Genomic DNA, 22,070 nt, shown 5'->3' with positions numbered 1-22,070 from the left:
TGACGGCGATCGATCAATGCAGTTGCGAGCCCGCTTCCAGCGTGGGCGGGGATTCGCTCAACATGGCGTACGCGCGCCAGTCATCGACCAGCCTGGATGCGCACTCGCGCACGCAGCCGGCCATCCTGGCATCACTGCCGATCACCGCCAGGTGATCGGCAATGGCCTTCGCCACCGCCGGCGACTGCCGCGCCGGAAAGCGCGACAGCAGCTGCAGCACGGCGGCGAGTGCCAGTTCGGGCTGGTTCGGGTAGGCCAGCCCCTCGTCCGGCGCAGCCGAAGCCGCGCCGCGACGGCGACGGGATGCCAGGGTGCTCACATCCGCACCGCGTAGTATTCGACGACCTGCTGCACGTCGACCGGGAACGGCACTTCGTCCGGCGACGGCGTGCGCGTCACGCTGGCGGCGAAGGCGGCTTCGTCGAAAGCCAGCCATTCGGGGCGGGTCAGCGCCGGCTCGGCGAGCGCCTCGACCACGACCGGGATGCGGCGGCCGCGCTCGGTGAGCTGGATGCGGTCACCCGGCTTGACGCGGATCGACGGGATGTTGACCGAGCGGCCGTTCAGCAGCACGTGCTTGTGGCGCACCAGTTGGCGGGCAGCCACGGTGGTCGGCGCGAAGCCGGCGCGGAAGACGAAGTTGTCCAGGCGGCGTTCGAGCAGTTCGAGCAGCTTGTCGCCGGTCGGGCCGCGGTCGCGCTTGGCTTCGCGGAACAGGCGCTGGATCTGCTTCTCGGTCAGGCCGTAGTTGAAGCGCAGCTTCTGCTTCTCGATCAGCTGCACGCCGTAGCCCGACTTGCGCTTCGGGCGCTGGCCATGCTGGCCGGGCGGATAGTTGCGCTCGCCGAGCGACTTGCGCGACAGGCCGGGCAGCTCTGTTCCGAGCGCACGCATCACTTTCAATCGGGGGCCGGTGTAACGGGACAAGATGATCTCCTTCGATCAGTTCTGGAATGATGAAATGGTTGTGGCGGAAGTGCGCGAGCGAAACTGATCCGAAGTCCATGCATCGCTGCCGGCGCTCGCACCGCCCAGATGGCGGGGATGGGATATCGCCTGGTCGAGTTGTTCGCACGATGTCATCAGGTCCTCATCCATCGTGCTGGCATCGAGGCAGCGCAGCAGCAGCCCGGCCTGATGGGCGGCACGGGGACAGCCGGTATCGAGATAGCGCGACACATGCGTGAGCACGCCGGCAAGCAGGCGCGTCTGCTCGAAGACTGGATCCCTTGCCATGAGACACCTCCGACATTCTGCGAATCGTTCTCAATATCATTCAATTCTGGCATCCTGTCAAGACATCTGGCTTCTTTCCTCCATGCGCTGCCCGGCGGAACGGGACGGTGAAATTTACATGGCCGGCCAAAGCCACGATAATGGAAGTCGTTCTCATTTCTCGAACTCTGCCGGAACCACTACCCATGCGCCTGAAACTCCTCGTTGCCGGCCTGGCCGCGGCCGCCCTTTCCCTGCCCGCCATCGCGCAGAAGACCGTCACCCCGCAGGACGTGCTGAACCACTACGGCCAGCTCGTCCACGCCAGCTATGCGGACTCCGCCTCCACCGCGCAGACCATGAAGAAGGCCATCGATGCCTTCGTCGCCGCACCGTCCGAAGCTGGCCTGCTCGAAGCCCGCAAGCGCTGGCTGGAAGCGCGCGAGTGGTACGGCCAGACCGAGGCCTTCCGCTTCTACGGCGGCCCGATCGACGGCGAGGACGGCCCGGAAGGCCGCATCAACGCCTGGCCGATGGACGAAGCCTATGTCGACAGCGTGGAAGGCAACCCGGGTGCCGGCATCATCAACGACCGCAGCGTGAAGCTCGATGCCGACACGCTCGCCGAACTCAACGAGAAGGACGGCGAGGAAAACATCTCCACCGGCTGGCATGCGATCGAATTCCTGCTGTGGGGCCAGGACCTGCGCGCCGACGGACCGGGCGACCGCGCCTGGACCGACTTCGTCGACGGCAAGGCGCCCAACGCCGACCGCCGCCGCACCTACCTGAAGATCGTCACCGACCTGCTGGTGCAGGACCTCGACGACCTCATCCAGGCCTGGGCGCCTGGCGCGCAGAACTACCGCGCGGAATTCGTCGCCGATCCGGCCAGCCTGACCAAGGTGATCTCGGCGCTCGGCATCCTCAGCCGCGCCGAACTGGCCGGCGAACGCATCGAAGTCGCACTCGATTCGCAGAGCCAGGAAGACGAGCATTCCTGCTTCTCCGACAACACCCACCGCGACGCCGTCACCAACGCGCTCGGCATCCGCAACGTCTGGCGCGGCGAATTCCGCCGTGCCGACGGCTCGCTGCTGCAGGGCCCCTCGCTCAATGCGCTGGTGGCGGAAAAGGACAAGGCGCTCGCCAGCGAAGTCGATGCGCGCATGAGCGCCAGCCTGGAAGCCGCCGAGGCCATTCCCGCCCCCTTCGACCAGGCCATCCTGGCCGGCAACCCGGGACGACCGAAAGTGGAAGCCACCGTCGCCAGCCTGAAACGCCAGACCGAGAGCCTGGTGCAGGCGGCCGACGTGCTGGGCATCAAGCGCCTGAACACCGCGCTGCCCGAGTGAGCCGGCCCGCCAGCTCCGAAAGAGGCGCCCGCTGCCGGCGCCGCCCGCTTCAGCACTCACAGCCGCATCGCCGGGGCAGCAGCGCCGGCGATGCGGACATGAATCGATCGATGTCACTCAAGCTCAGCCTGCGCCGCGCGGCGCTGGTGGTGATGGCCGCGAGCCTGCCCGCCTTCGCCGCAGCGGCCGATGCCGTGGCGGCCAATGCCGCGGCAGCCGATTTCGAACCCGGCGAGGACCTGCCGGGCGGCGACACCACGACCAGCGACCAGGGCCGCAACGCCTTTTCCTACCCGGCCGCCAACCTGTCGGTCGACCGCCAGACGCCGTTCTTCATCGGCAATTCCTTCTTCAGGAAGAACTGGGTCGAGGCGCCCGCCTCCACCACCGGCCGTGACGGCCTCGGCCCCCATTTCATCGCCCGCGCCTGTGCGGGCTGTCACATCCTCGACGGCAGGGGCGCGCCGCCGCCGGCGCCGGACGGCGTCAACACCGAGCAGCCGGTCGGCCTGCTGTTCCGCCTGTCCATTCCCGCCACGCCGGCACAGCCCGCCGGCAAGGACGGCGTGGTGCCCGAGCCGAGCTACGGCACACAGTTCAACAACGCCGCCGTGGCCGGCATCAAGGCCGAAGGCGCGGTCGAGATCCGCTACGTCGAACAGCCGGGCCAGTTCGCCGACGGCACGCCCTACTCGCTGCGCAAGCCGGCCTACCGGCTGCACGAACTCGCCTACGGGCCGCTGCACCCGGAGACCCGTGTGTCGCCACGCGTCGCCCCGGCAGTGATCGGCCTCGGCCTGCTGGAAGCGATCCCCGAGGCCGAGCTGCGCGCGATCGCCGCACGCCAGGCGGAAGAAGGCCTCGGCATCTCCGGCCGCCTCAACCGCGTCTGGGATGCCGGCACGCAGGACTGGATGGTCGGCCGCTTCGGCTGGAAGGCCAACGTCGCCACCGTCCGGCACCAGACCGCGGGCGCCTTCCATGGCGACATGGGCATCACCAGCACGCTGTTCCCGCACGAGGAGTGCATGCCCGCACAGACCGACTGCCTGGAGCGCCAGCAGCGTGAAGCCGGCTGGCGGCGCGAGCGCGGCGAACCGGATGTGGACATCGACGACCGCGCGCTCGAGCGCACGGTGTTCTACACCACCACGCTCGCCGTGCCCTCGCGCCCCGACGCCCGCGACCCGCAAGTGCTGGCCGGCAAGCGCCTGTTCCACGAAGCGCAATGCGCGAGCTGCCACGTGCCCCGGCATGTGACCGGCGACCTGTCCGGCTTCCCGGAACTGTCGAAGCAGACCATCTACCCCTACACCGACCTGCTGCTGCACGACATGGGCGAAGGGCTGGCCGACGGCCGCCCCGACTTCGACGCCGACGGGCGCGAATGGCGCACGCCGCCGCTGTGGGGCATCGGCCGGGTCAGGACGGTCAACGGCCACACCTTCTTCCTCCACGACGGCCGCGCCCGCAACCTGATGGAAGCCGTGCTGTGGCACGGCGGCGAAGCCGAAGCCGCCAAGGCGCGGGTGCTCGGCTTCAGCCAGGCCGAGCGCGACGCCCTGATCCGTTTCCTGGAGTCGCTATGAAGCAGCGCCTTTCCCTTGCCCTCGCATCCCTGCTCGCCGCCGCGCTGCTGTCCGCGCCGGCCTCCGCTGCTGCACCGGCGCCCTTCGTCAGCCCTTCGGCCTGGATGTCGGCGCTCGGCCGGCAGGTGCTGGCGCCCGGCTATGCGGAACTGGCCCGATCCTCGGCCGCGCTCGCGCAGCGCGTCGACGCCGTCTGCAAGCAGCCGGGCGACGACACGCTCGACGCCGCGCGCGGCGCCTGGCGCCAGGCCGCGCTCGAACTGCGGCGCCTGAGCGCGCTGCCTTACGGCCCGGCGCTGGAAACCCGCATCCTGCGCCGGCTCGACTTCTGGCCCACCCGCCCGCCGCAGATCGAATCCTCGCTGCGCGGCCGCGCCGCGGGCACGCTGGCGGACGAACGCATCGGCGTCACCGCCAAGGGGCTGCCGGCGCTGGAATACCTGCTGTTCGACCCGGTCCGGGCGCCGCTCACCACCGACGCCGCGGCCTGCGGCTACGCGAGCTGGCTGGCGGCCGACGCCGCCCATGACCTCGACGCGATCCTGCCCGCCTGGCAGGACTGGATCGCGAGCCTGGACGAAATCGACGAGGAAACCGAAGCCTCGATGATGAGCGACAGCGTGAACATCCTGATCGGCGGCATCGATACGCTGCGGGTCAAGTACCTGGAAAAACCCGCACGCAAGCCGACCGATCGCAGCGGCTTCGATGCCTGGCGCAGCGGCGAGGAACGCAGCCACCTGCTGGCCCTGTTCGACGGCCTGCGGCTCGGCCTGCAAGGCCGCGAGGGCCTGCCGGGGCTCACCGCCATGCTGCGCGGCCGCGGCCTGCTGGTGCTCGCCGACCGCTTCGACGCCCAGATCGCGCTTGCCGGGGATGCCCTGCAGGCGCTGCCGGCCATCCCCGGCGAGGATGGCGGGGCCGCCATCGCCCGCGCCATCGAGACGCTGGCCGTGCTGCAGGGGCTGCTCGCCCACGATGCCGCGGAACATCTGAAGGTCCGGGTCGGCTTCGGAGACAATGATGGCGACTGAGCTCTCGCGCCGCCGCCTGCTCGCCGGCCTCGCCGCGCTGTCCTGCGGCGGATTCAGCGCCCGCCCGGCCCTGGCCCGGGCCACCGCCTGCGCCCGCGCCGATGCCGGCGCGCCGCCCGGCCTGCTGAGCTGCTGGAGCGATTCGCCGACGCGCCCGACCGAATTCCATGCCGGCCTGCTCGGCACCGCTTCGCCGGCGCTCGCGCTGCCCGCGCGCGGCCACGACATCGCCTGGCATCCGTCGGCGGACGGCAGCGCCGTGGTCGCCGCGCGCCGCCCCGGCGATTTCCTCGTGCGCTGGCATGTCGCCACCGGCACCGAGCTGGCGCGCTTCGAAGCCGACGACGAGTCGCGCTTCGAAGGCCACCTCGCCTTCCGCCCGGACGGCCGCGTGCTGTACGCCACCGAGACCGACCTGATCACCGGCGACGGCCGCATCGGCGTGTTCGACGCGCTCAGCCTCGAACGCCTGGACGCCTGGCCCTGCGGCGGCATCGGTCCGCATGCGGTCGAATGGATCGCCGACGGCCGCCTGGCGGTCGCCGTCGGCGGCATCCTGACCCTGCCGGAAACCGGCCGGGTGAAGCGCAACCTGAGCAGCATGGACCCCGCGCTGGCCTTTCTCGACCCGACCGACGGGCGGTTGCTGTCCCGCCACCGTCCGCCGGACGCCTTCATGAGCGTGCGCCACATCGCCCAGGACGCACACGGCAACATCGCAGTGTCGATGCAGAACGAAGGCAGGGCCGGCCGGCCGCTGTTCGCCCTGCTCGACGGTGAACGGCTGCGCTACGGCGGAGCCGACGCCGGCCTGATCGAACGCTGCGGCGACTACGCCGGCGACATCATCGCGCTCGACGATGGTTTCGCGGTGAGCTGCACGCACGCGGGCGTGACTGCGAGCTGGGGCGCGGACGGCCGGGCCGGCACGGTTTTCGATACGCGCCGGGTGTGCGCGATGACCACGCACGGCGACCGCCTGCTCGTCACCGGCGACGCAGGCGACCTGTGGCAGCTCGACGCCGCCGGCTCACGCTGCGCCCGCCACTGGCAATTGCCGGTGGCGCTGGACAACCACGCCGACCCCGCCCCTGCGCAGACCTGAACGCCGGCCCTGGTGAAGGCCTGCGCCGCACCCGGGCACCAACCATACGCATCCGTATCTTTTACCGCCGCACCCATTCCTACGCCCATCGGAAAACCGTATCATTCCCCTGCTCTCCCCAGCGGGGCCAGGGCGGACTCGAACGGCCGCCTCGCGCCAGGGCGGCGAGGGCGTCCACCCCGTCGGAGCGAGGAGAGGGAATCGGAAACGGGCACCGCTGTACTCATTCCTAATCAATAGCCCGTTTCTCACGATGGGAGTGGAAACAGAATGTCGAATGCCTACGCAGTCGGACTGGACAAGAATCCGGCCAACTATGTCCCGCTGTCGCCGCTGAGCTTCCTGGAGCGCACGGCAATGGTCTACCCCACCCGCACCAGCGTTGTACACGGCTCGCGCCGCTACACCTGGAGCGAGACTTATACCCGCTGCCGCCGGCTCGCCAGCGCGCTGGTCGCCCACGGCATCAAGCGCGGCGACACCGTGGCAGTGATGCTGCCCAACGTGCCGCCGATGTTCGAGGCCCACTTCGGCGTGCCGATGGCCGGCGCCGTGCTCAACACCCTGAACACCCGGCTGGACCCGGATGCCGTCGCCTTCATGCTCCAGCACGGCGAGGCCAAGGTGCTGATCACCGACCCCGAGTTCGCCGCCATCATCCGCCCCGCGCTCGATCTGCTGGAAGGCGACAAGCCGCTGGTCATCGACGCGCTCGACGACGAATTCCCCGGCACCGAGCGTGTCGGCACCCTGCTGTACGAAGACTTCCTCGCCGGCGGCAATCCCGAATACCAGTGGAGCCTGCCGACCGACGAGTGGGATGCGATCGCGCTGAACTACACTTCCGGCACCACCGGCAACCCCAAGGGCGTGGTCTATCACCACCGCGGTGCCTATCTGAACGCCGCTTCCAACATCATCAGTTGGGGCATGCCGCAGCACTCGGTATATCTGTGGACGCTACCGATGTTCCACTGCAACGGCTGGTGCTTCCCCTGGACCATGGCCGCCAATGCCGGCGTCAACGTCTGCCTGCGCAAGGTCGACCCGGCGCTGATCTACGAGCTGATCCGCAGCCAGAAGGTCACTCACATGTGCGGCGCGCCGATCGTTTACGGCATGCTGATCAACGCCCCCGATCAACTGCGCGCCGGCATCGAGCACAGCGTCGCCGGCCTCATCGCCGGTGCCGCACCCCCGGCGGCGATCATCGAAGGCGCCGAACGCGTCGGCTTCGACATCACCCACGTCTATGGCCTGACCGAGACCTATGGCCCGGCCTCGGTCTGCGCCAAGCATCCGGAATGGGACGATCTGCCGATCGACCGCCGTGCCGAGCGCAACGGCCGCCAGGGCGTGCGCTACCACATGCAGGAAGGGCTGACGGTGATGGACCCGCAGACCATGGAAGTCGTGCCCGCCGACGGCGAGACCATGGGCGAACTGATGTTCCGCGGCAACCTCGTCATGAAGGGCTACCTGAAGAACGAGAAGGCCACGCAGGAAGCCTTCGCCGGCGGCTGGTTCCACACCGGCGACCTGGGCGTGCTGCAGCCGGACGGCTACGTGAAGATCAAGGACCGCTCGAAGGACGTGATCATCTCCGGCGGCGAGAACATCTCCTCGCTGGAAGTCGAGGAAGTGCTGTACCGCCATCCGGCGGTGCTGACCGCCGCCGTGGTCGCCAAGCCTGACGAGAAGTGGGGCGAAGTACCTGCCGCCTACATCGAGATCAAGGACGGCGCCGGCGTCACTGCCGACGACATCGTCGCCCACTGCCGCGAGCATCTGGCACGCTACAAGGTGCCCAGGCACATCGAGTTCTGCGTGCTGCCGAAGACCTCCACCGGCAAGATCCAGAAGTTCGCGCTGCGCGAGATGGCGAAATCCAGCTCGGCGATCGAGTAAAACCCGCTCCCCGGCCGTGCCGGCGCTTCGCGCCGCCAGCACGGCCAGGCACCCCAGGGGCTGGGCCGGTGGCTGCTGCTACCAGCCCAGCCCTTTTCTCATCGCCAGCAGCACCGCCATGCCGGCGATGAAGGGCAGCCAGGGGTTGCGCCAGCGCCACGCCACGCCGATCACCACCAGGCCGGCGGCGAGCTTCGGATTCAGCAGCGACACTTCGTTGCCATCGAGCAGCAGGTCGGGCACCACCAGCGCGGACAGCGCCGCCGCCGGCGCGTAGCGCAGCGCGCGCTGCAGTACGGGCGGCAAGCGCCCCTTTTCGCCCAGCAGGATGAAACTGCCGCGGGTGCCGACCGTCGTCATCGACATCAGCACGAAAGCCAGCCACAGCCACACGCCTTCGATCATGCCGCCCTCCCGCGCTGCTGCCAGCGTTCGGCGATGAAGCCGGCACCGATGCCGACCACGATGCCGGCCACCACACCGAGGCGCAGCGGCAGGCCGCGCAGCAGCACGGCGCCCAGGCCGCCGGCCAGTGCGGCGACCAGCATCGGCCGCGTGCGCAGCATCGGCAGCACCATGACCATCAGCGCGATCGTCACCATGAATTCCAGCGACCAGTCACGCGGCACGAAATCGGCGCCGAACACGCCAAAGGCGACGAAGAGCTGCCACATCATCCAGTTGAAGATCGACGGCGCGATGAAGTAGCCCCAGCGCCAGGGCACGTCGTCGGACTTCAGTGCCTTGTCGGCGCAGATCGCATACACGCCGTCGACCAGCAGATAGCTCGAGGCCAGGCGCTCGGACAGGCTGCGTCCGGCGAACATCGGTGCGATCGACGCGCTGAAGATGACGAAGCGCAGGTTCAGCGCCAGCGCGGTGAGCATGATCAGCCACAGCGGCGCGCCGGCGGCGATCAGCGGCAGCGTGCCGAGCTGGGCAGTGCCGGCATAGACCAGCAGATTCATGCCCAGCGACTCGAGTTCGGTCAGACCGATCGAGCGCATCGCGATGCCGGTGACGATCCCCCAGGGCACCAGGCCGACCGACAGCGGCAGGAAATCGCGCAGCCCTTCCCGGGCGCCGCGGCGAAAAGCGGATTCCATCGAAAGCTTCTCGAAAAAAGCTTCGAAGGATAGCAGCCCTATGCCGCGTGCGGCAGGCCCCCCCGCCCCCGCAACGGGAAGCTCACCCCGAAAGAGGCGGCGAATTCCGCCGGCACCATCGGCTTCGCGAACAGATAGCCCTGCGCCTCGCTGCAGCCGCGCTCGCACAGGAAAGCCAGTTGGCCATGATCTTCCACGCCTTCGGCGACGATCTTCAACTTCAGGATCCGGCCAAGGTCGACGATCAGGTTGACGATCGCGGCATCATCGGGATCGCTGGCCAGGTCGCGCACGAAGGCGCGGTCGATTTTCAGCTTGTCGATCGGGAAGCACCGCAGGTAGGCGAGGCTGGAATAGCCAGTGCCGAAATCATCGATCGCGATGCGCAGGCCGAGCGCCTTGAGCCGCCGCAAGGTGTCCAGCGTCGTGCCCGAGCCGTCATGCACCAGCAGCGATTCGGTCAGTTCCAGCTCCAGGCATGCGGCCGGCAGGCCGGTTTCGCGCAGGATGCGGCCGACCATTTCCACCGGATCGCCGCGATGGAACTGCAGCGCCGACACATTGACCGCCATCGCCTCCAGCCCCAGCCCCTGATCGCGCCACTCGCGGGCCTGGCGGCAGGCTTCGCGCAGCACCCATTCCCCGATCGGAATGATCAGGCCGGATTCTTCCGCCAGCGGGATGAAGCACGCCGGCGGCACGCTCCCAAGCTCGGCGCACTGCCAGCGCAGCAGCGCCTCCGCACCGACCACCCGGCCGCTGGCGAGATCGATCTGGGGCTGATAATGCAATGCCAGCTCACCGTTCTGGATGGCATTGCGCAGATGATTCAGCATCGTCAGGCGCTCGTGTGCGTCGACGTTCATCTGCGCGGTGAAGAAGCGGAAGACGTTGCGGCCGCTCGCCTTGGCCTGGTACATCGCCGTATCGGCACGCAGCAGCAGGCTGTCGAAATCCGCGCCGTCGCCCGGTTGTATGGCGATGCCGATGGAGCACGAGCAACTCAACGCATGGCCGTCGATGTAGCACGGCTGCTGCACCGCCTCGATGATCTTCTGCGCGATCGCGCCGACCGCGCCGCGATCGCGCAGGCCCGACAGCACGACCAGGAATTCGTCGCCGCCCTGGCGGCTGATGGTGTCGCTCTCGCGCAGGCAGGCCGACAAGCGCCGGCCGATCTCCTGCAGGAAGCGGTCGCCCACGCCGTGGCCCAGGGTGTCGTTGATGATCTTGAAACGGTCGAGATCGACGAACAGCAGCGCCAGCAGCGTCTGTTCGCGCTCGGCCAGCGCCAGCGCCTGGTCGAACCGGTCCCGCGCCAGCACGCGGTTCGGCAAGCCGGTCAGCGGGTCGTGGGTCGCCGCACGCCGCAACTGCGCCTGCGTCTCGCGCAACTCGCTCAGGTCGACGTCGATGCAGTACATCTCCACCTCGCCCAGTTCGTTGCGCAGCATGCTGTGGCAGGAGAACACCGGCACAAGCGCGCCATCACGCTTGAGCAGTTCGACCTCGCCCGACGGAATCGGCTCGCCCTTGTCGACCCAGTTGCGGTGCAGGCGGATCACCGCGTCACGGTCAGCCGGCGGAATGATCAGATCTTCCAGACGCTGGCCGGCCGCTTCTTCACGCGAATAACCGTACAGTTTCTCGCTCGCGGTATTCCAGAACACCACCCGGCGATCCGGGCCATAGCCCTGCACGGCAATGTTGTCGAGATCCTCGAACAGGCGGCGGAAGCGCTGCTCGCTGACCTTGAGCCCGGTGATGTCGCGCACCACCGCGATCACGCCGACGAAGCGCCCCTCCTCGTCGACCATCGGCGACAGCTTGGCGCTGTACCAGCAACGCCCGCGCGGCAGTTCGAGCGCGTACTCGACCGACTGCGTCGAACGCTCGTCGCGTGTCCGCCGCAGCGCCTGGCCGATCTCGGCCGGCATGCCCACCTCGTCGGCCCCCTTGCCCATGAAGCGCTCGGGCGGCATCAGCAGTTCCGTGCGATCGGGATAGTAGGCGTCGGCAAAGCGCAGCTTGTCGTCGAACACGAAGATCAGGTCGTCGAGCGACTCCAGCATTCGACGCAAGCGCGTGGCGAGGTTGCGTGCCTTGGCACGCGAGCGCTCGATGCGTGCGAATTGCCGGCGCATCAGGACATGGAGCAGAAGCCCGGTGGCAAGGACGAAAACCGCGCCCTTCCATGTCTGCAGCCTGGCGTAGATCGTGGCATCGGCTGCGAGCCACAGCGCGATGGCGTCGGACAGCCCGACCCACAGCCCTGCCACCACCATGTAGGGCACGACGATTCGCAATGCACGCCCGATGGAAGGAGCGACGCCCAGCCATTTACAGTTCATGTTCCGCAAGTCATTGAATCGGCGTACAGCTTGACGCCTGATGGCGGATTCGTCGCGGTAAAACTGCACGAGTCGTGCAGCGCCGATACGGGCATGCAACCCGGCGCGTGGCGCGGTTCAGTCCTCGCCGAGGATCCGGAAAGTGAGCGTGGGCGCGGTGAAGTCTTCCGGCTGGGCGCCGAGGCCGATCTCCCCTGCCCCGTACAGCGCGCAACTGTCGCGGCGCAGCACGACGGGCGCGGAGGAACCGGCATAGCGCACCCAGCTACCGTTGCTGCTGAAGTCGGTGAAGGTGCATTGCCCGCCCGCCCATTCGATGCGCGCATGCCGGCGCGACACGCGGGGATCATCGACGGCAAAGCCCGCGCCTTCGCCCCGCCCGACGATCAGCGGCCCTTCGCCCGAATACAGCACCGTCTGCTGGTCCAGCCGCTCGATGTCGATGCGCTGGATCGGCTGGCGGTCTTCCAGCAACTGGTTGAAGTCGAAGCTCGCGGCCAGCGTCGATTCGGCGGTGCGCGCCCAGTCGACGCGCCACACCCGCATCGGCTCGGCCTTGCCCTTGATCGTGATGCGGTCGAGGCTCTGGCATGCCAGCCGCTGAGCCTCCGGCAAGCCGTCGAAAGCCGCCTCGCCGATCAGTGTCTCGCCCGGCTGGGCCCGGTCGCTGAGCCGGGCGGCGACATTCACCGCATCGCCATAACAGTCGCCGTCGTGCTCGACGATGGGGCCCCGCTCGATGCCGGTCTTGACGCCGAGCGTGCCGCCCTGGGGCAGTCCGGGCACCTGCTCGCGCAGCACCTCCTGCATGCGCGAAGCAGCTTCGACGGCGGCGAGCGTGTTGTCGAACAGCACCAGTACGCCATCTCCCAGGTATTTCACGAGCTGCCCGCCCGCGAGCGTGAGATGGCGGCCGATGGTCTGCGTACAGCGCGTGACGAGCCGCGTGGCAATCATGTTGCCCGCCGATTCAAAAAGACCGGTACTCCCCGTCAGGTCGGCAAATACCACGGTCCTTACCGATTGCTTCACACCTCTCCCCGCAGTGGATCATCGAAGCCGCGCGGGACAGGAGGCTCCTTGCCGGCGCGACGAGGGGCTCCTGCCCATGCAGAAAGACAGGATGCTAGCACCAAGCCTTCTGAACGTCATCGCCTGCGCGACCAAAGACGGGCACATGGCGGGGCGGGAAACTCAATCGGTGTGGATCGCGCGCAAGGCTTCCGCCAGTCGGGGAGCAAGGCATGCCGCCTTGCCCGGGTAGGTGGCGAGTTCGGTGCTCGGCCCCTGCTCCGCGCCGGCCTCGCGCGGCAAGGCGTGCGCATGCAGCACCGGCACGGCCTCGGCCAGCGACGAGACACGGTTCGGATGCGGATCCACCGTCAGCACCACGTCGAACAGGCCGGCGAGAAAACTGCCGATGATGTCCCGGCCGCCGGCCTCGCCGGGCAGGACCTCGTCGCCCTGCCGCATGTAGGCGAGACAGGGCGCGACCAGCGTGACGTGCTCGGCGCCCAGCCGGCCCGCGGCGCGCACCAGCAGCAGCAATTCCAGCAGCTTCTCGTCGGGACGATGCAGGCTGCGATAGACGACCACCCTGCGCGGCAGGGACTGGGGCAGCCGCAGATGAAGCTCGTCATCGAGGAAGCGATGCCGCTCGATGACCGCGCACTCGACGCCCACAGCCCGGGCTAGGCGTTCCGCCTCCCGGGTTTCATCGTCGAAGTGCAACAGCAAGGTATCCATCAATACTCCACGAACAAATGCCGCAGCGGTGCCGCGAAACGCAGGCAGGCGCCGATACGGGCAGGCGAGTGGAGGCTACACGCAGGCTTCCGCAGTTTGAAGGATCAAATGAGCCCGGGCGAGAAGCACGCCACGCTGGACATTTCCTCTGCTGCGGCAAGGCCGTTTCGGGCAGGCGGACGACGGTTTCCCGCTGCCGGACGAACGGCTTCGCCTGCAGGCGAAGCCCGCCGGTGCGCAGATGGGCGGACCCCGCCCCTCAGCCGCCGGCCGGCATGCTACTGACGCGGAAGCGCAGCGTACCGATCATCTGCTCGTCCCCGGTCAGCACCCTGACCTGCCAGCGGCCGGCAGGATTCTCCGGAAAACGCTGCTTGTGCGTCCAGGCGCGGTAGCCTTCCTTGCGCCCGCCGCGGATGTCGAGGGCGATCCGGTCGATCTCGCGCCCTTCGTGGAGCCAGACGTGCTGCACACGCTCCTGCAGGCCCAGCGGCGCACTGATCGCGGTGTAGGCGTAGAGGCCCTGCGCCGCCAGCTGGGCGGCGTCGATCTCGGCCAGGCTGTCGGCCGGCGCCCGCTGCGCATCGTCGATCCTGCTGGCGAGCGCGACGTCGGTCAGGCGCAGCGTGGCCGGCGGCACCCACAGCCGCGCCAGCCAGCCCGTCGCCGCGAGCGCCCCCATCAGCCCCACCACCAGCACCCCGCGCCACCAGCGCGGCACCGTGATCGAGCCGAGCAGGCTAGGAAAGGCGAGCAACACCGCGATGCCCAGCGCAAGCTCGTAGCTGCGCGCGGTCGGCAGTTGCAGGATCAGCGGCATCGCCACCAGCAGCACCACGAACAGCGTCAACGTGTGATAAGTGAGGAACAGCCAGCGCCGGGGCGCAAGCCGGCGGTAGTAGATCGGATCGAGCAGCGCCACCAGCGCCGCCACGATCAGGCCGCCGGTGAACACCGCCTGGCCGCTGTTCCACGACGTGCTGGCAAGGAAGAAGGGCAAGGCGAAGAACAGGCTTTCCTGGTGGATCAGCTGGGTCGCATAGCGCAGCACCGGCGCCGGCAGGCGCAGGCCGAAACGGTCGAGCAGCATCTCGCTCAGCATCCGCTCCAGCACCAGCCAGACCCAGCCGAGCAGCATCACCAGCGCGATGATGCGGGCAAAGCCCTCGTGGCGATCGACCAGAAAGAAGCTCGCCACGCCGGAAACGAAGCCGAAGGCCGCGATCACGCCCGGATAGCGCCGCGCCAAGGCGACGAACCGCAACAGTCGGTGCTTGAGCAGAGGCATCGGCAGAAAGGAGGTGAGCATGGACCGGGAGGACGCAGAACATACCGCATGGCGCGCCCGGCCGAAGCGCGCTGTCAGGATTTCTTTCAACCAGAGCGCCGCCGCGCCGCGGCCGGCGAAGCCGTAGAATGTGCGTCCTGCTCGCCCTGGACGCCGCCATGCCCGCCTACCGGCACATCCTGTTCGATCTGGACGGCACCCTGATCGACTCCGCACCCGCCATTCTCGCCAGCTACCGCGACGCTTTCGCCACTGCCGGCCGCAGCCCCGCACGCACGATCGACGCCTCCATCGTCGGCCCGCCGCTGACCGAGACCCTGCAGATGCTGGCGGGCAGCACCGACCCCGCGCTGATCGCCCCGCTGGCCGAAGGTTTCAAGGCCAGCTACGACAGCACCGGCTACCTGCAGACGACCGCCTATGCGGGCGTCGGCGAGATGCTGGCCCGGCTGGCGGCTGGCGGCGGCCGCCTCGCCATCGCCACCAACAAGCGCCTCCACCCCACGCGGCTGATCCTGCAGCATCTCGGCTGGGCGCATCATTTCGACGCCGTCTACGCGCTGGACATGTTCGAACCGCGCCTGCCCGACAAGGCCGCGATGATCGCGCGCCTGCTCGCCGATCGCGGCATTCCGCGCGAAGAGGCGGTCTATGTCGGCGATCGCGCCGAAGACGGCGAATCCGCCGACGCCAACCGCCTGCCCTTCATCGCCGCGACCTGGGGCTACGGCAGCCTGCAGGCCGGCGACATGGCGGCGCACTGGCAGGCTGCAGCCAGTCCGGAAGCGCTTGCGGACACGCTGCTCGGAGCCTGAGGCCCATCTATCGCCAGAAACCATCCCGTGGGAGTCAAGCGTCACTTCCTGCCGCACTCCGTTCTCGACTCCCAATTTACTCTTGCCAATGACACAAGCGGCTTCAGCCGGGGGCGCCGAGCCGGGGGCGCCGAGCCGCGAACAGAGCTGCGATAGCGGCCCTTCCCGATTAGGCAGGCCTGCAACCTGCATGCGCGGCTCGGCGCCCCCGGGGTTGAAGACGCTCCTACGGAAAAGCTGGGCAGCCGACGTGCTCGCCGGCGGCATCAGGCCTTTTCGCCGGCCGGCCAGCCGTCGGGCGGATATACGCACCAGCCCCCTCCGCCTTTCCGCTTCACCGCGTAGAGCGCCTGGTCGGCGCAGCTTTCGAGGCTGGCGCGGTCCTCGCCATGCAGTGGCGACAGCGCGATCCCGACCGAACCGGATACCCGTGCCTCGCCCTGCTCCAGCATGAAGGGCAGGGCCAGTGCGGCGCAGATGCGCTGCGCCGCTTCCCGGGCATCCTCGGCGCCGCCCACTTCGAGCAGGATGGCGGCGAACTCGTCGCCGCCGAAGCGGGCCACGGTATCCGATTCGCGCACGCAGGCGGCGATCCGGCTGCCGGCCTCGATCAGCAGGGCGTCGCCCGCCGGGTGGCCCAGGCTGTCATTGACCGCCTTGAAGCGGTCGAGGTCGATGAACAGCACCGCGAACAGGCCGCCACTGCGGTGGATCTTCGCCAGCGCGGCATCGAGCCGGTCCTGGAACAGCGCGCGGTTGGGCAGGCCGGTCAAGGCATCGTGATCGGCGCGGTACTGCATGCGCTGCTCAGCCTCCTTGCGCAGCGTGATGTCGGTCAGCGTCGCGACGAAAGTTTCAGCCTCGCCCGCCAGGCTGGCCCGCGTGATTGACATCCACTGCACATAGGCGTCGCCGCTCTTGCGCCGGTTCCAGATTTCACCCTGCCAGCGCCCGCCATCGGCCAGCGCGTCGCGGATGCCGTCGAAGAAATCCTGCCCGTGGCGCCCCGCCCCGAGCAGATCCAGCCCGCGGCCACGCACTTCGTCCTCGCCGTAGCCGGTGATCGCAGTGAACGCCGGGTTGACCTGCACGATCCGCATCCGGTCGTCGATCAGCATGATCCCCTCGGCCGTGCTGTCGAAGATCGCCCGGTAGCGCGCCTCGCTGGCGGCGAGGCGGCGCTGGTCACGCTGGCGCCGATCGATTTCGCGCGCCAGCCCGAGGTTGCTCGCCTCCAGCTCGCCGGTGCGCTGCGCGATGAGCCGCTCCTGCTCTGCATTGACGCGGGCGATGGCACGCACGTGGCGCCGCGCGGTGGCGAAGACGTAGTGGATCGACCCCGCCACGAACACGAAAGCCGCCAGGAACATCCCGGCGACGCGCCGGCGCTGGGCGTCGCGCACGGCCAGCAGCGGGGCCGCGGGCATGGTCACCGAGATGCCGCCGCGGATGTCGCCGAGGCGATAGCCATCGGCAGCGTGGCATTGCAGGCAGGACTCGACCACGTACAGCGGCGCCATGTAGCGATGGGCTGCGCCGGCCTCGGTGTCGACCAGCGCCAGGCGCTCCGGCACACCGCGCTCGAACGCGGCCAGCGCCTCGGCTTCCCAGGGGTCGGGCCGGTTGGCCGGGCGCAGCGGGCGCAGGCTGGTGAGGTGCAGCCGGATGCCGCCGACCCGCTCCGAGAGTTCGGCGAGCTGCCTTGTCATGATGGCCGGATTGACCATCGTCAGGCGCTGCCCGTCCAGCGTGACGACGTCGCGCCGGGGATGCGCGAGATGGGGGTTGGGCTGGCTGTCGTCCGTCGTCAGCACATAGACACCACCATGGCTGGCGTTCCAGTCGCGCGTGGTCTCGACCAGGCGGAACAGGGTCTCGCCCCGTTCGCGCGCAACCGCCATCGACGCCTGGTCGACCTGCCGCAGTTCGGTCCACAGCAGGCCGCCGAACAGCAAGGCGACCAGCAGGTGGACGAACACGAGACTGCGGCAGTGCCGGACATCGTTCTCGTGGGCGGTGGAGAGCGGGGACTTGGCCATCATGGTTTCCAGTGCACAATGCCTTGCCGTCACCTAAGCGGCAAGCATGGCCGTGCCAGGGCGAACCGCGGGCGCGGACGGCGGCATTCAGGCCGGCGCGGATGCGAGGCCGGCGAGTTCGTCGTCCTCGGTCGCCTCGCCGATGAAGCCGCCACTCTGCCGTGCCCACAGCCGCGCATACAGGCCGCCGCGCGCGAGCAGGCTGCGGTGGTCGCCCTCCTCGACGATGCACCCCTTGTCCATCACCACCAGCCGGTCCATCGCCGCGATGGTCGACAGCCGGTGGGCAATCGCCACCACCGTCTTGCCTTCCATCAGGCGGTACAGGCTGGCCTGGATCGCCGCCTCGACTTCCGAGTCGAGCGCGCTGGTGGCCTCGTCGAGCAGCAGGATCGGCGCGTCCTTGAGCATCACGCGGGCGATGGCGATGCGCTGGCGCTGGCCGCCGGAAAGCTTCACGCCGCGCTCGCCGACGTGGGCGTCGTAGCCGATGCGGCCTTTCGGGTCGGTGAGGCCGAGGATGAAATCGTGCGCTTCGGCACGCTTCGCGGCCGACATCATCTCGGCCTCGCCCGCATCCGGCCGGCCGTACAGGATGTTGTCGCGCACCGAGCGGTGCAGCAGCGAGGTGTCCTGGGTGACCATGCCGATCTGCGCGCGCAGGCTGTCCTGCGTCACCGTGGCGATGTCCTGGCCGTCGATCAGGATGCGGCCCTGGTCGATGTCGTAGAAGCGCAGCAGCAGATTGACCAGCGTGGACTTGCCGGCGCCCGAGCGCCCGACCAGGCCGATCTTCTCGCCCGGCCGGATCGTCAGCGACAGGTCGTCGATGATGCGCCGCGCCTCCGGCCCGGTCGCGCCGTAGGAGAAGCCCAGGTGCTCGAAGCGGATCTCGCCCCTATCCACCACCAGCGGCTTCGCATCCGCGCGATCGACCACCGCATGCGGGCGCGACAAGGTGTTGATGCCGTCCTGCACGGTGCCGACGTTCTCGAACAGCGAAGCCATCTCCCACATCACCCAGTGCGACATGCCGTTCAGGCGCAGCGCCATCGCCGTCGCCGCCGCCACCGCGCCGACACCGACCTGGCCCTGGCTCCACAGCCACAGCGCGAGGCCGCCGGTACTCAGGATCAGCAGCATCGACAGGCCGTGGTTGACGATCTCGATCGCGCTGACCAGTCGCATCTGCGCATGCACGGTGTGCATGAACTCCTGCATCGCACTGCGTGCGTAGCCCGCCTCGCGGCCGGCGTGGGAGAACAGCTTCACCGTGGCGATGTTGGTGTAGGCGTCGGTGATGCGGCCGGTCATCAGCGAACGCGCATCGGCCTGGGCCCGCGCCACCTTCGACAGCCGCGGCACGAACCAGCGCAGCGACACCGCGTACAGCGCAAGCCAGCCGAGGAAGGGCAGCAGCATCCACAGGTCGAAGCTCGCCACCACCGCGGTGAGGGTGACGAAGTAGATGACGACGAAGACCAGGATGTCGGTCATGATCAGGCAGGTGTCGCGCACCGCCAGCGCGGTCTGCATGACCTTGGCCGACACCCGGCCGGCGAACTCGTCCTGGTAGAAGCTCATGCTCTGGCCGAGCATCAGGCTGTGGAACTTCCAGCGCAGCCGCATCGGGAAATTGCCCGCCAGCGCCTGGTGCTTGAGCATGGTCTGCACGGCCACCAGCACGATGCTGCCGGACACGATCGCCGCCAGCCACAGCAGCTTGCTGCCTTCGTCGGCCCACAGCCGCGCCCGCTCCACCGCCGCCAGCCAGTCGACCACCTTGCCCAGCATCGCGAACAGCAGCGCCTCGAAGGCGCCGATGGCCGCGGTCAGCAGCATCATGCCGAGGATGAAGGGCCGCGTGCCTTCGGTCGCCGCCCACAGGAAGGCGAAGAAGCGCTTCGGCGCGGGCTGCGGCGGCGTCTCGGGGTAAGGATCGACACGGCGCTCGAACCAGTTGAAAAGCAAGGGAATTCTCCGTCAGAAAGGGGCGGCGCCGGAAAGCGAAAATGCCCCGCAGCAGGCGGGGCATTCTACGACAGTGCGGCGGCGGATCAGGCCGGTGCGCTGGTCCGGATCAGGTGGTCGAAGGCCGACAGCGCCGCCTTGGAGCCTTCGCCCATGGCGATGACGATCTGCTTGTACGGCACCGTGGTGCAGTCACCGGCGGCGAACACGCCCGGCACCGAAGTCTGGCACTTCGGATCGACGACGATCTCGCCGAAGCGGCTCAGCTCGATCGTGTCCTTCAGGAAGTCGGTGTTGGGCAGCAGGCCGATCTGGACGAAGATGCCTTCCAGTTCGATGCGGTGCGGCTCGCCGGTCTTGCGGTCGGTATACACCAGGCCGTTCACCTTCTCGCTGCCGGTGACTTCGGTGGTCAACGCGCTCTTGATCACGGTGACGTTGGCCAGGCTGTAGAGCTTCCGCTGCAGCACCGCGTCGGCACGCAGCTCGTCGGCGAACTCCAGCAGCGTGACGTGGCTGACGATGCCGGCGAGGTCGATCGCCGCCTCGACGCCCGAGTTGCCGCCGCCGATCACCGCCACGCGCTTGCCCTTGAACAGCGGGCCGTCGCAGTGCGGGCAATAGGCCACGCCCTTGCCGCGGAACTCCTGCTCGCCGGGCACGTTCATTTCGCGCCAGCGTGCGCCGGTGGCGAGGATCACCGTCTTCGCCTTCAGCGAGGCGCCGTTCTCCAGCTGCACTTCGGCCAGCGTGGCGCCGTCCGCGCTGCCCGGCACCAGCTTGGCCGCGCGCTGCAGGTTCATGACGTCGACCTCGTACTGCTTGACGTGCTCTTCGAGCGCCATCACCAGCTTCGGCCCTTCGGTTTCCTTCACCGAGATGAAGTTCTCGATCGCCAGCGTGTCCATCACCTGGCCGCCGAAGCGCTCGGCGACGATGCCGGTGCGGATGCCCTTGCGCGCGGCATAGATCGCCGCCGCGGCACCAGCCGGGCCGCCGCCGACGATCAGCACGTCGAAGGCTTCCTTGGCCGACAGCTTCTTGGCGTCGCGTGCCGCAGCGCCGGTGTCGACCTTGGCGAGGATCTCGCCCAGCTCCATGCGGCCGGCGCCGAATTCCTCGCCGTTCAGATAGACCGTCGGCACCGCCATGATCTGGCGTTCCTCGACTTCCTGCTGGAACACGCCGCCATCGACCATGGTGTGGCGGACGTTGGGATTCAGGACCGCCATCAGGTTCAGCGCCTGCACCACGTCGGGGCAGTTATGGCAGGACAGCGAGATGTAGGTGACGAACTCGAAGTCACCTTCGAGGCTCTTGATCTGCTCGATCACCTCGGCCTCGACCTTGGGCGGATAGCCGCCGGCCTGCAGCAGAGCGAGGATCAGCGAGGTGAATTCATGGCCCATCGGCAGGCCGGCGAAACGCACGCGCGCCTCGCCGCCCTTGGGGCCGACCGAGAAGGACGGCTTGCGCTCGTCGCCGTCGCGGCGTTCGATCAGCGTAATCAGGTTGGACTGCTCGGCGACGTCGCGGAGCAGCTCCTGCATTTCGTGCGACTTCGGACCATCGTCCAGCGACGCCACGATCTCGATCGGCTGCGTCACCCGTTCCAGATAGGCTTTCAGTTGAGTCTTGATGTTGGCGTCCAGCATGATGGCTTCTTCCTTCAAAAGTACGGTCGCCGCTGTTTACGGCAATCCTGATACGACACAGCCGGCACTCGGCCGGCTGTGGAGCGGGCAGCCCGGGCCGGATGGGCCCGGACGGTGCGGCGATGGACTCAGATCTTGCCGACCAGGTCGATCGACGGAGCCAGCGTCTTTTCGCCTTCCTTCCACTTCGCCGGGCACACTTCGTTCGGGTGAGCGGCGACGTATTGGGCGGCCTTCAGCTTGCGCACGGTTTCGGTGACGTCACGGGCGATGGCGTTGTCGTGAACTTCCATCGTCTTGATGATGCCTTCCGGGTTGACGATGAAGGTACCGCGCAGGGCCAGGCCTTCTTCCGCGATATGCACGTCGAAGGCGTTGGTCAGTTGGTGGGTCGGGTCACCGACCAGGGCGAACTGGGCCTTGCCGACGGCCTGCGAGGTTTCGTGCCACACCTTGTGCGAGAAGTGGGTGTCGGTGGTGACGATGTAGACTTCGGCACCGGCCTTCTGGAACTCGCCGTAGTGCTCGGCGGCGTCTTCGATTTCGGTCGGGCAGTTGAAGGTGAAGGCGGCCGGCATGAAGATCAGCACGGACCACTTGCCCTTCAGGTCGGCGTCGGTGACTTCGATGAACTTGCCGTTCTTGTAGGCTTGGGCTTTGAAAGGCTTGACTTCGGTGTTGATCAGCGACATCTGACGTCCTCCAGCGGGGGGTTGATGAAACGGGGGTGTTGAACTGATGGAGCGAAGTTTAGACCGGTTCGATGAATTGCTCTAATTGATAATCGAGATACGGGCGATTCAATCTCGCTATCGACAAGCCCCTCATGAATGGTCATCTCCAATCGCTCGCCAGCATACAGCAAGCATGTTGCGGCAAGACCGGCGATCCCA

At 68.1% G+C, this 22,070-nt stretch carries 19 protein-coding genes; 6 read left to right on the top strand and 13 right to left on the bottom strand.

What is annotated here, in order from left to right; all coding sequences use genetic code 11:
* Positions 1–13: 13 nt before the first annotated feature.
* The 3 genes from NX068_RS07665 to NX068_RS07655 are packed head-to-tail and all read right to left on the bottom strand — an operon-like array spanning position 14 to position 1,236.
* Positions 14–319 (bottom strand): hypothetical protein, encoded by a 306-nt coding sequence (locus tag NX068_RS07665; protein ID WP_263460702.1) that lies wholly within the window; start codon positions 317–319, stop codon positions 14–16.
* Complete coding sequence (gene rpsD, locus NX068_RS07660) at positions 316–927, bottom strand: 30S ribosomal protein S4 (RefSeq protein ID WP_068635940.1); 612 nt, start codon at positions 925–927, stop codon at positions 316–318. Before rpsD ends, NX068_RS07665 begins: the two co-directional genes overlap by 4 nt.
* A 15-nt stretch (positions 928–942) precedes the next feature.
* On the bottom strand, positions 943–1,236 hold the full coding sequence (locus tag NX068_RS07655) for a hypothetical protein (RefSeq protein ID WP_263460701.1): 294 nt from the start codon (positions 1,234–1,236) through the stop codon (positions 943–945).
* Positions 1,237–1,421: 185 nt separating this feature from the next.
* On the opposite strand from NX068_RS07655, the gene NX068_RS07650 reads away from it, so the two are divergent.
* The 5 genes from NX068_RS07650 to NX068_RS07630 all read left to right on the top strand — a co-directional run bounded on the left by NX068_RS07650 (position 1,422) and on the right by NX068_RS07630 (position 8,206).
* On the top strand, positions 1,422–2,570 hold the full coding sequence (locus tag NX068_RS07650) for an imelysin family protein (protein WP_263460700.1): 1,149 nt from the start codon (positions 1,422–1,424) through the stop codon (positions 2,568–2,570).
* A 110-nt stretch (positions 2,571–2,680) separates the two neighbouring features.
* The gene (locus NX068_RS07645) at positions 2,681–4,159 is read left to right on the top strand and encodes a di-heme oxidoreductase family protein (protein WP_263460699.1); all 1,479 of its coding nucleotides are present in this window, start codon (positions 2,681–2,683) and stop codon (positions 4,157–4,159) included.
* Positions 4,156–5,193 carry an imelysin family protein gene (locus tag NX068_RS07640; RefSeq protein WP_263460698.1) on the top strand — a complete coding sequence of 346 codons (1,038 nt, stop codon included), beginning with the start codon at positions 4,156–4,158 and terminating at the stop codon, positions 5,191–5,193. The genes NX068_RS07645 and NX068_RS07640 overlap by 4 nt, the downstream gene beginning before the upstream one ends.
* Positions 5,183–6,298 carry a DUF1513 domain-containing protein gene (locus tag NX068_RS07635; RefSeq protein WP_263460697.1) on the top strand — a complete coding sequence of 372 codons (1,116 nt, stop codon included), beginning with the start codon at positions 5,183–5,185 and terminating at the stop codon, positions 6,296–6,298. The genes NX068_RS07640 and NX068_RS07635 overlap by 11 nt, the downstream gene beginning before the upstream one ends.
* Positions 6,299–6,568: 270 nt before the next feature.
* On the top strand, positions 6,569–8,206 hold the full coding sequence (locus tag NX068_RS07630) for an acyl-CoA synthetase (RefSeq protein WP_263460696.1): 1,638 nt from the start codon (positions 6,569–6,571) through the stop codon (positions 8,204–8,206).
* 78 nt (positions 8,207–8,284) lie between these two features.
* On the opposite strand, the gene NX068_RS07625 is transcribed toward NX068_RS07630, so the two are convergent.
* The 6 genes from NX068_RS07625 to NX068_RS07600 form a co-directional block, all read right to left on the bottom strand.
* A complete protein-coding gene (locus NX068_RS07625; RefSeq protein WP_263460695.1) occupies positions 8,285–8,611 on the bottom strand; it encodes an AzlD domain-containing protein in 327 nt (108 codons plus the stop codon).
* Positions 8,608–9,312, bottom strand: coding sequence for an AzlC family ABC transporter permease (locus tag NX068_RS07620; protein ID WP_263460694.1), 705 nt, complete (start codon positions 9,310–9,312; stop codon positions 8,608–8,610). Before NX068_RS07620 ends, NX068_RS07625 begins: the two co-directional genes overlap by 4 nt.
* Positions 9,313–9,350: 38 nt before the next feature.
* Complete coding sequence (locus tag NX068_RS07615; RefSeq protein WP_263460693.1) at positions 9,351–11,663, bottom strand: putative bifunctional diguanylate cyclase/phosphodiesterase; 2,313 nt, start codon at positions 11,661–11,663, stop codon at positions 9,351–9,353.
* 117 nt (positions 11,664–11,780) lie between these two features.
* Positions 11,781–12,695, bottom strand: coding sequence for an FHA domain-containing protein (locus NX068_RS21200; RefSeq protein ID WP_327084809.1), 915 nt, complete (start codon positions 12,693–12,695; stop codon positions 11,781–11,783).
* A 162-nt stretch (positions 12,696–12,857) separates the two neighbouring features.
* Entirely contained in the window at positions 12,858–13,409 is a 552-nt protein-coding gene (locus NX068_RS07605; protein ID WP_263460691.1) for a ribose-phosphate pyrophosphokinase-like domain-containing protein, read from the bottom strand.
* A 259-nt stretch (positions 13,410–13,668) separates the two neighbouring features.
* A complete protein-coding gene (locus tag NX068_RS07600) occupies positions 13,669–14,697 on the bottom strand; it encodes a DUF5924 family protein (protein WP_263460690.1) in 1,029 nt (342 codons plus the stop codon).
* Positions 14,698–14,855: 158 nt separating this feature from the next.
* Between NX068_RS07600 and NX068_RS07595 the strand changes: the two genes are divergently transcribed.
* Positions 14,856–15,512 (top strand): HAD family hydrolase, encoded by a 657-nt coding sequence (locus tag NX068_RS07595; protein ID WP_263460965.1) that lies wholly within the window; start codon positions 14,856–14,858, stop codon positions 15,510–15,512.
* Between the two features lie 266 nt (positions 15,513–15,778).
* Here NX068_RS07595 and NX068_RS07590 read toward each other — a convergent pair whose 3' ends face one another.
* The 4 genes from NX068_RS07590 to ahpC form a co-directional block, all read right to left on the bottom strand.
* Positions 15,779–17,551 (bottom strand): diguanylate cyclase domain-containing protein, encoded by a 1,773-nt coding sequence (locus NX068_RS07590; protein WP_263460689.1) that lies wholly within the window; start codon positions 17,549–17,551, stop codon positions 15,779–15,781.
* 87 nt (positions 17,552–17,638) lie between these two features.
* The gene (locus NX068_RS07585) at positions 17,639–19,522 is read right to left on the bottom strand and encodes an ABC transporter ATP-binding protein (RefSeq protein ID WP_263460688.1); all 1,884 of its coding nucleotides are present in this window, start codon (positions 19,520–19,522) and stop codon (positions 17,639–17,641) included.
* A gap of 86 nt (positions 19,523–19,608) precedes the next feature.
* Positions 19,609–21,177, bottom strand: coding sequence for an alkyl hydroperoxide reductase subunit F (ahpF, locus tag NX068_RS07580; RefSeq protein ID WP_263460687.1), 1,569 nt, complete (start codon positions 21,175–21,177; stop codon positions 19,609–19,611).
* Positions 21,178–21,305: 128 nt separating this feature from the next.
* The gene (gene ahpC / locus NX068_RS07575; RefSeq protein WP_263460686.1) at positions 21,306–21,869 is read right to left on the bottom strand and encodes an alkyl hydroperoxide reductase subunit C; all 564 of its coding nucleotides are present in this window, start codon (positions 21,867–21,869) and stop codon (positions 21,306–21,308) included.
* Positions 21,870–22,070: the final 201 nt, after the last annotated feature.

This window comes from Thauera carbonicopians, assembly GCF_025699485.1.
In the GTDB taxonomy this organism is placed as follows: domain Bacteria; phylum Pseudomonadota; class Gammaproteobacteria; order Burkholderiales; family Rhodocyclaceae; genus Thauera.
This window is presented reverse-complemented; position numbering and strand designations above follow the sequence as displayed.

Excerpts from the sequence above, each read along its gene's own strand:
- NX068_RS07630 (WP_263460696.1), top strand. The coding sequence starts at position 6,569 with ATGTCGAATGCCTACGCAGTCGGACTGGACAAGAATCCGGCCAACTAT.
- NX068_RS07615 (WP_263460693.1), bottom strand. The coding sequence starts at position 11,663 with ATGAACTGTAAATGGCTGGGCGTCGCTCCTTCCATCGGGCGTGCATTG.
- NX068_RS07595 (WP_263460965.1), top strand. The coding sequence starts at position 14,856 with ATGCCCGCCTACCGGCACATCCTGTTCGATCTGGACGGCACCCTGATC.
- NX068_RS07645 (WP_263460699.1), top strand. The coding sequence starts at position 2,681 with ATGTCACTCAAGCTCAGCCTGCGCCGCGCGGCGCTGGTGGTGATGGCC.
- NX068_RS07655 (WP_263460701.1), bottom strand. The coding sequence starts at position 1,236 with ATGGCAAGGGATCCAGTCTTCGAGCAGACGCGCCTGCTTGCCGGCGTG.
- ahpF (WP_263460687.1), bottom strand. The coding sequence starts at position 21,177 with ATGCTGGACGCCAACATCAAGACTCAACTGAAAGCCTATCTGGAACGG.
- NX068_RS07600 (WP_263460690.1), bottom strand. The coding sequence starts at position 14,697 with ATGCCTCTGCTCAAGCACCGACTGTTGCGGTTCGTCGCCTTGGCGCGG.
- ahpC (WP_263460686.1), bottom strand. The coding sequence starts at position 21,869 with ATGTCGCTGATCAACACCGAAGTCAAGCCTTTCAAAGCCCAAGCCTAC.
- NX068_RS07625 (WP_263460695.1), bottom strand. The coding sequence starts at position 8,611 with ATGATCGAAGGCGTGTGGCTGTGGCTGGCTTTCGTGCTGATGTCGATG.
- NX068_RS07605 (WP_263460691.1), bottom strand. The coding sequence starts at position 13,409 with ATGGATACCTTGCTGTTGCACTTCGACGATGAAACCCGGGAGGCGGAA.
- NX068_RS07590 (WP_263460689.1), bottom strand. The coding sequence starts at position 17,551 with ATGGCCAAGTCCCCGCTCTCCACCGCCCACGAGAACGATGTCCGGCAC.
- NX068_RS07650 (WP_263460700.1), top strand. The coding sequence starts at position 1,422 with ATGCGCCTGAAACTCCTCGTTGCCGGCCTGGCCGCGGCCGCCCTTTCC.
- NX068_RS07640 (WP_263460698.1), top strand. The coding sequence starts at position 4,156 with ATGAAGCAGCGCCTTTCCCTTGCCCTCGCATCCCTGCTCGCCGCCGCG.
- NX068_RS07620 (WP_263460694.1), bottom strand. The coding sequence starts at position 9,312 with ATGGAATCCGCTTTTCGCCGCGGCGCCCGGGAAGGGCTGCGCGATTTC.
- NX068_RS07635 (WP_263460697.1), top strand. The coding sequence starts at position 5,183 with ATGGCGACTGAGCTCTCGCGCCGCCGCCTGCTCGCCGGCCTCGCCGCG.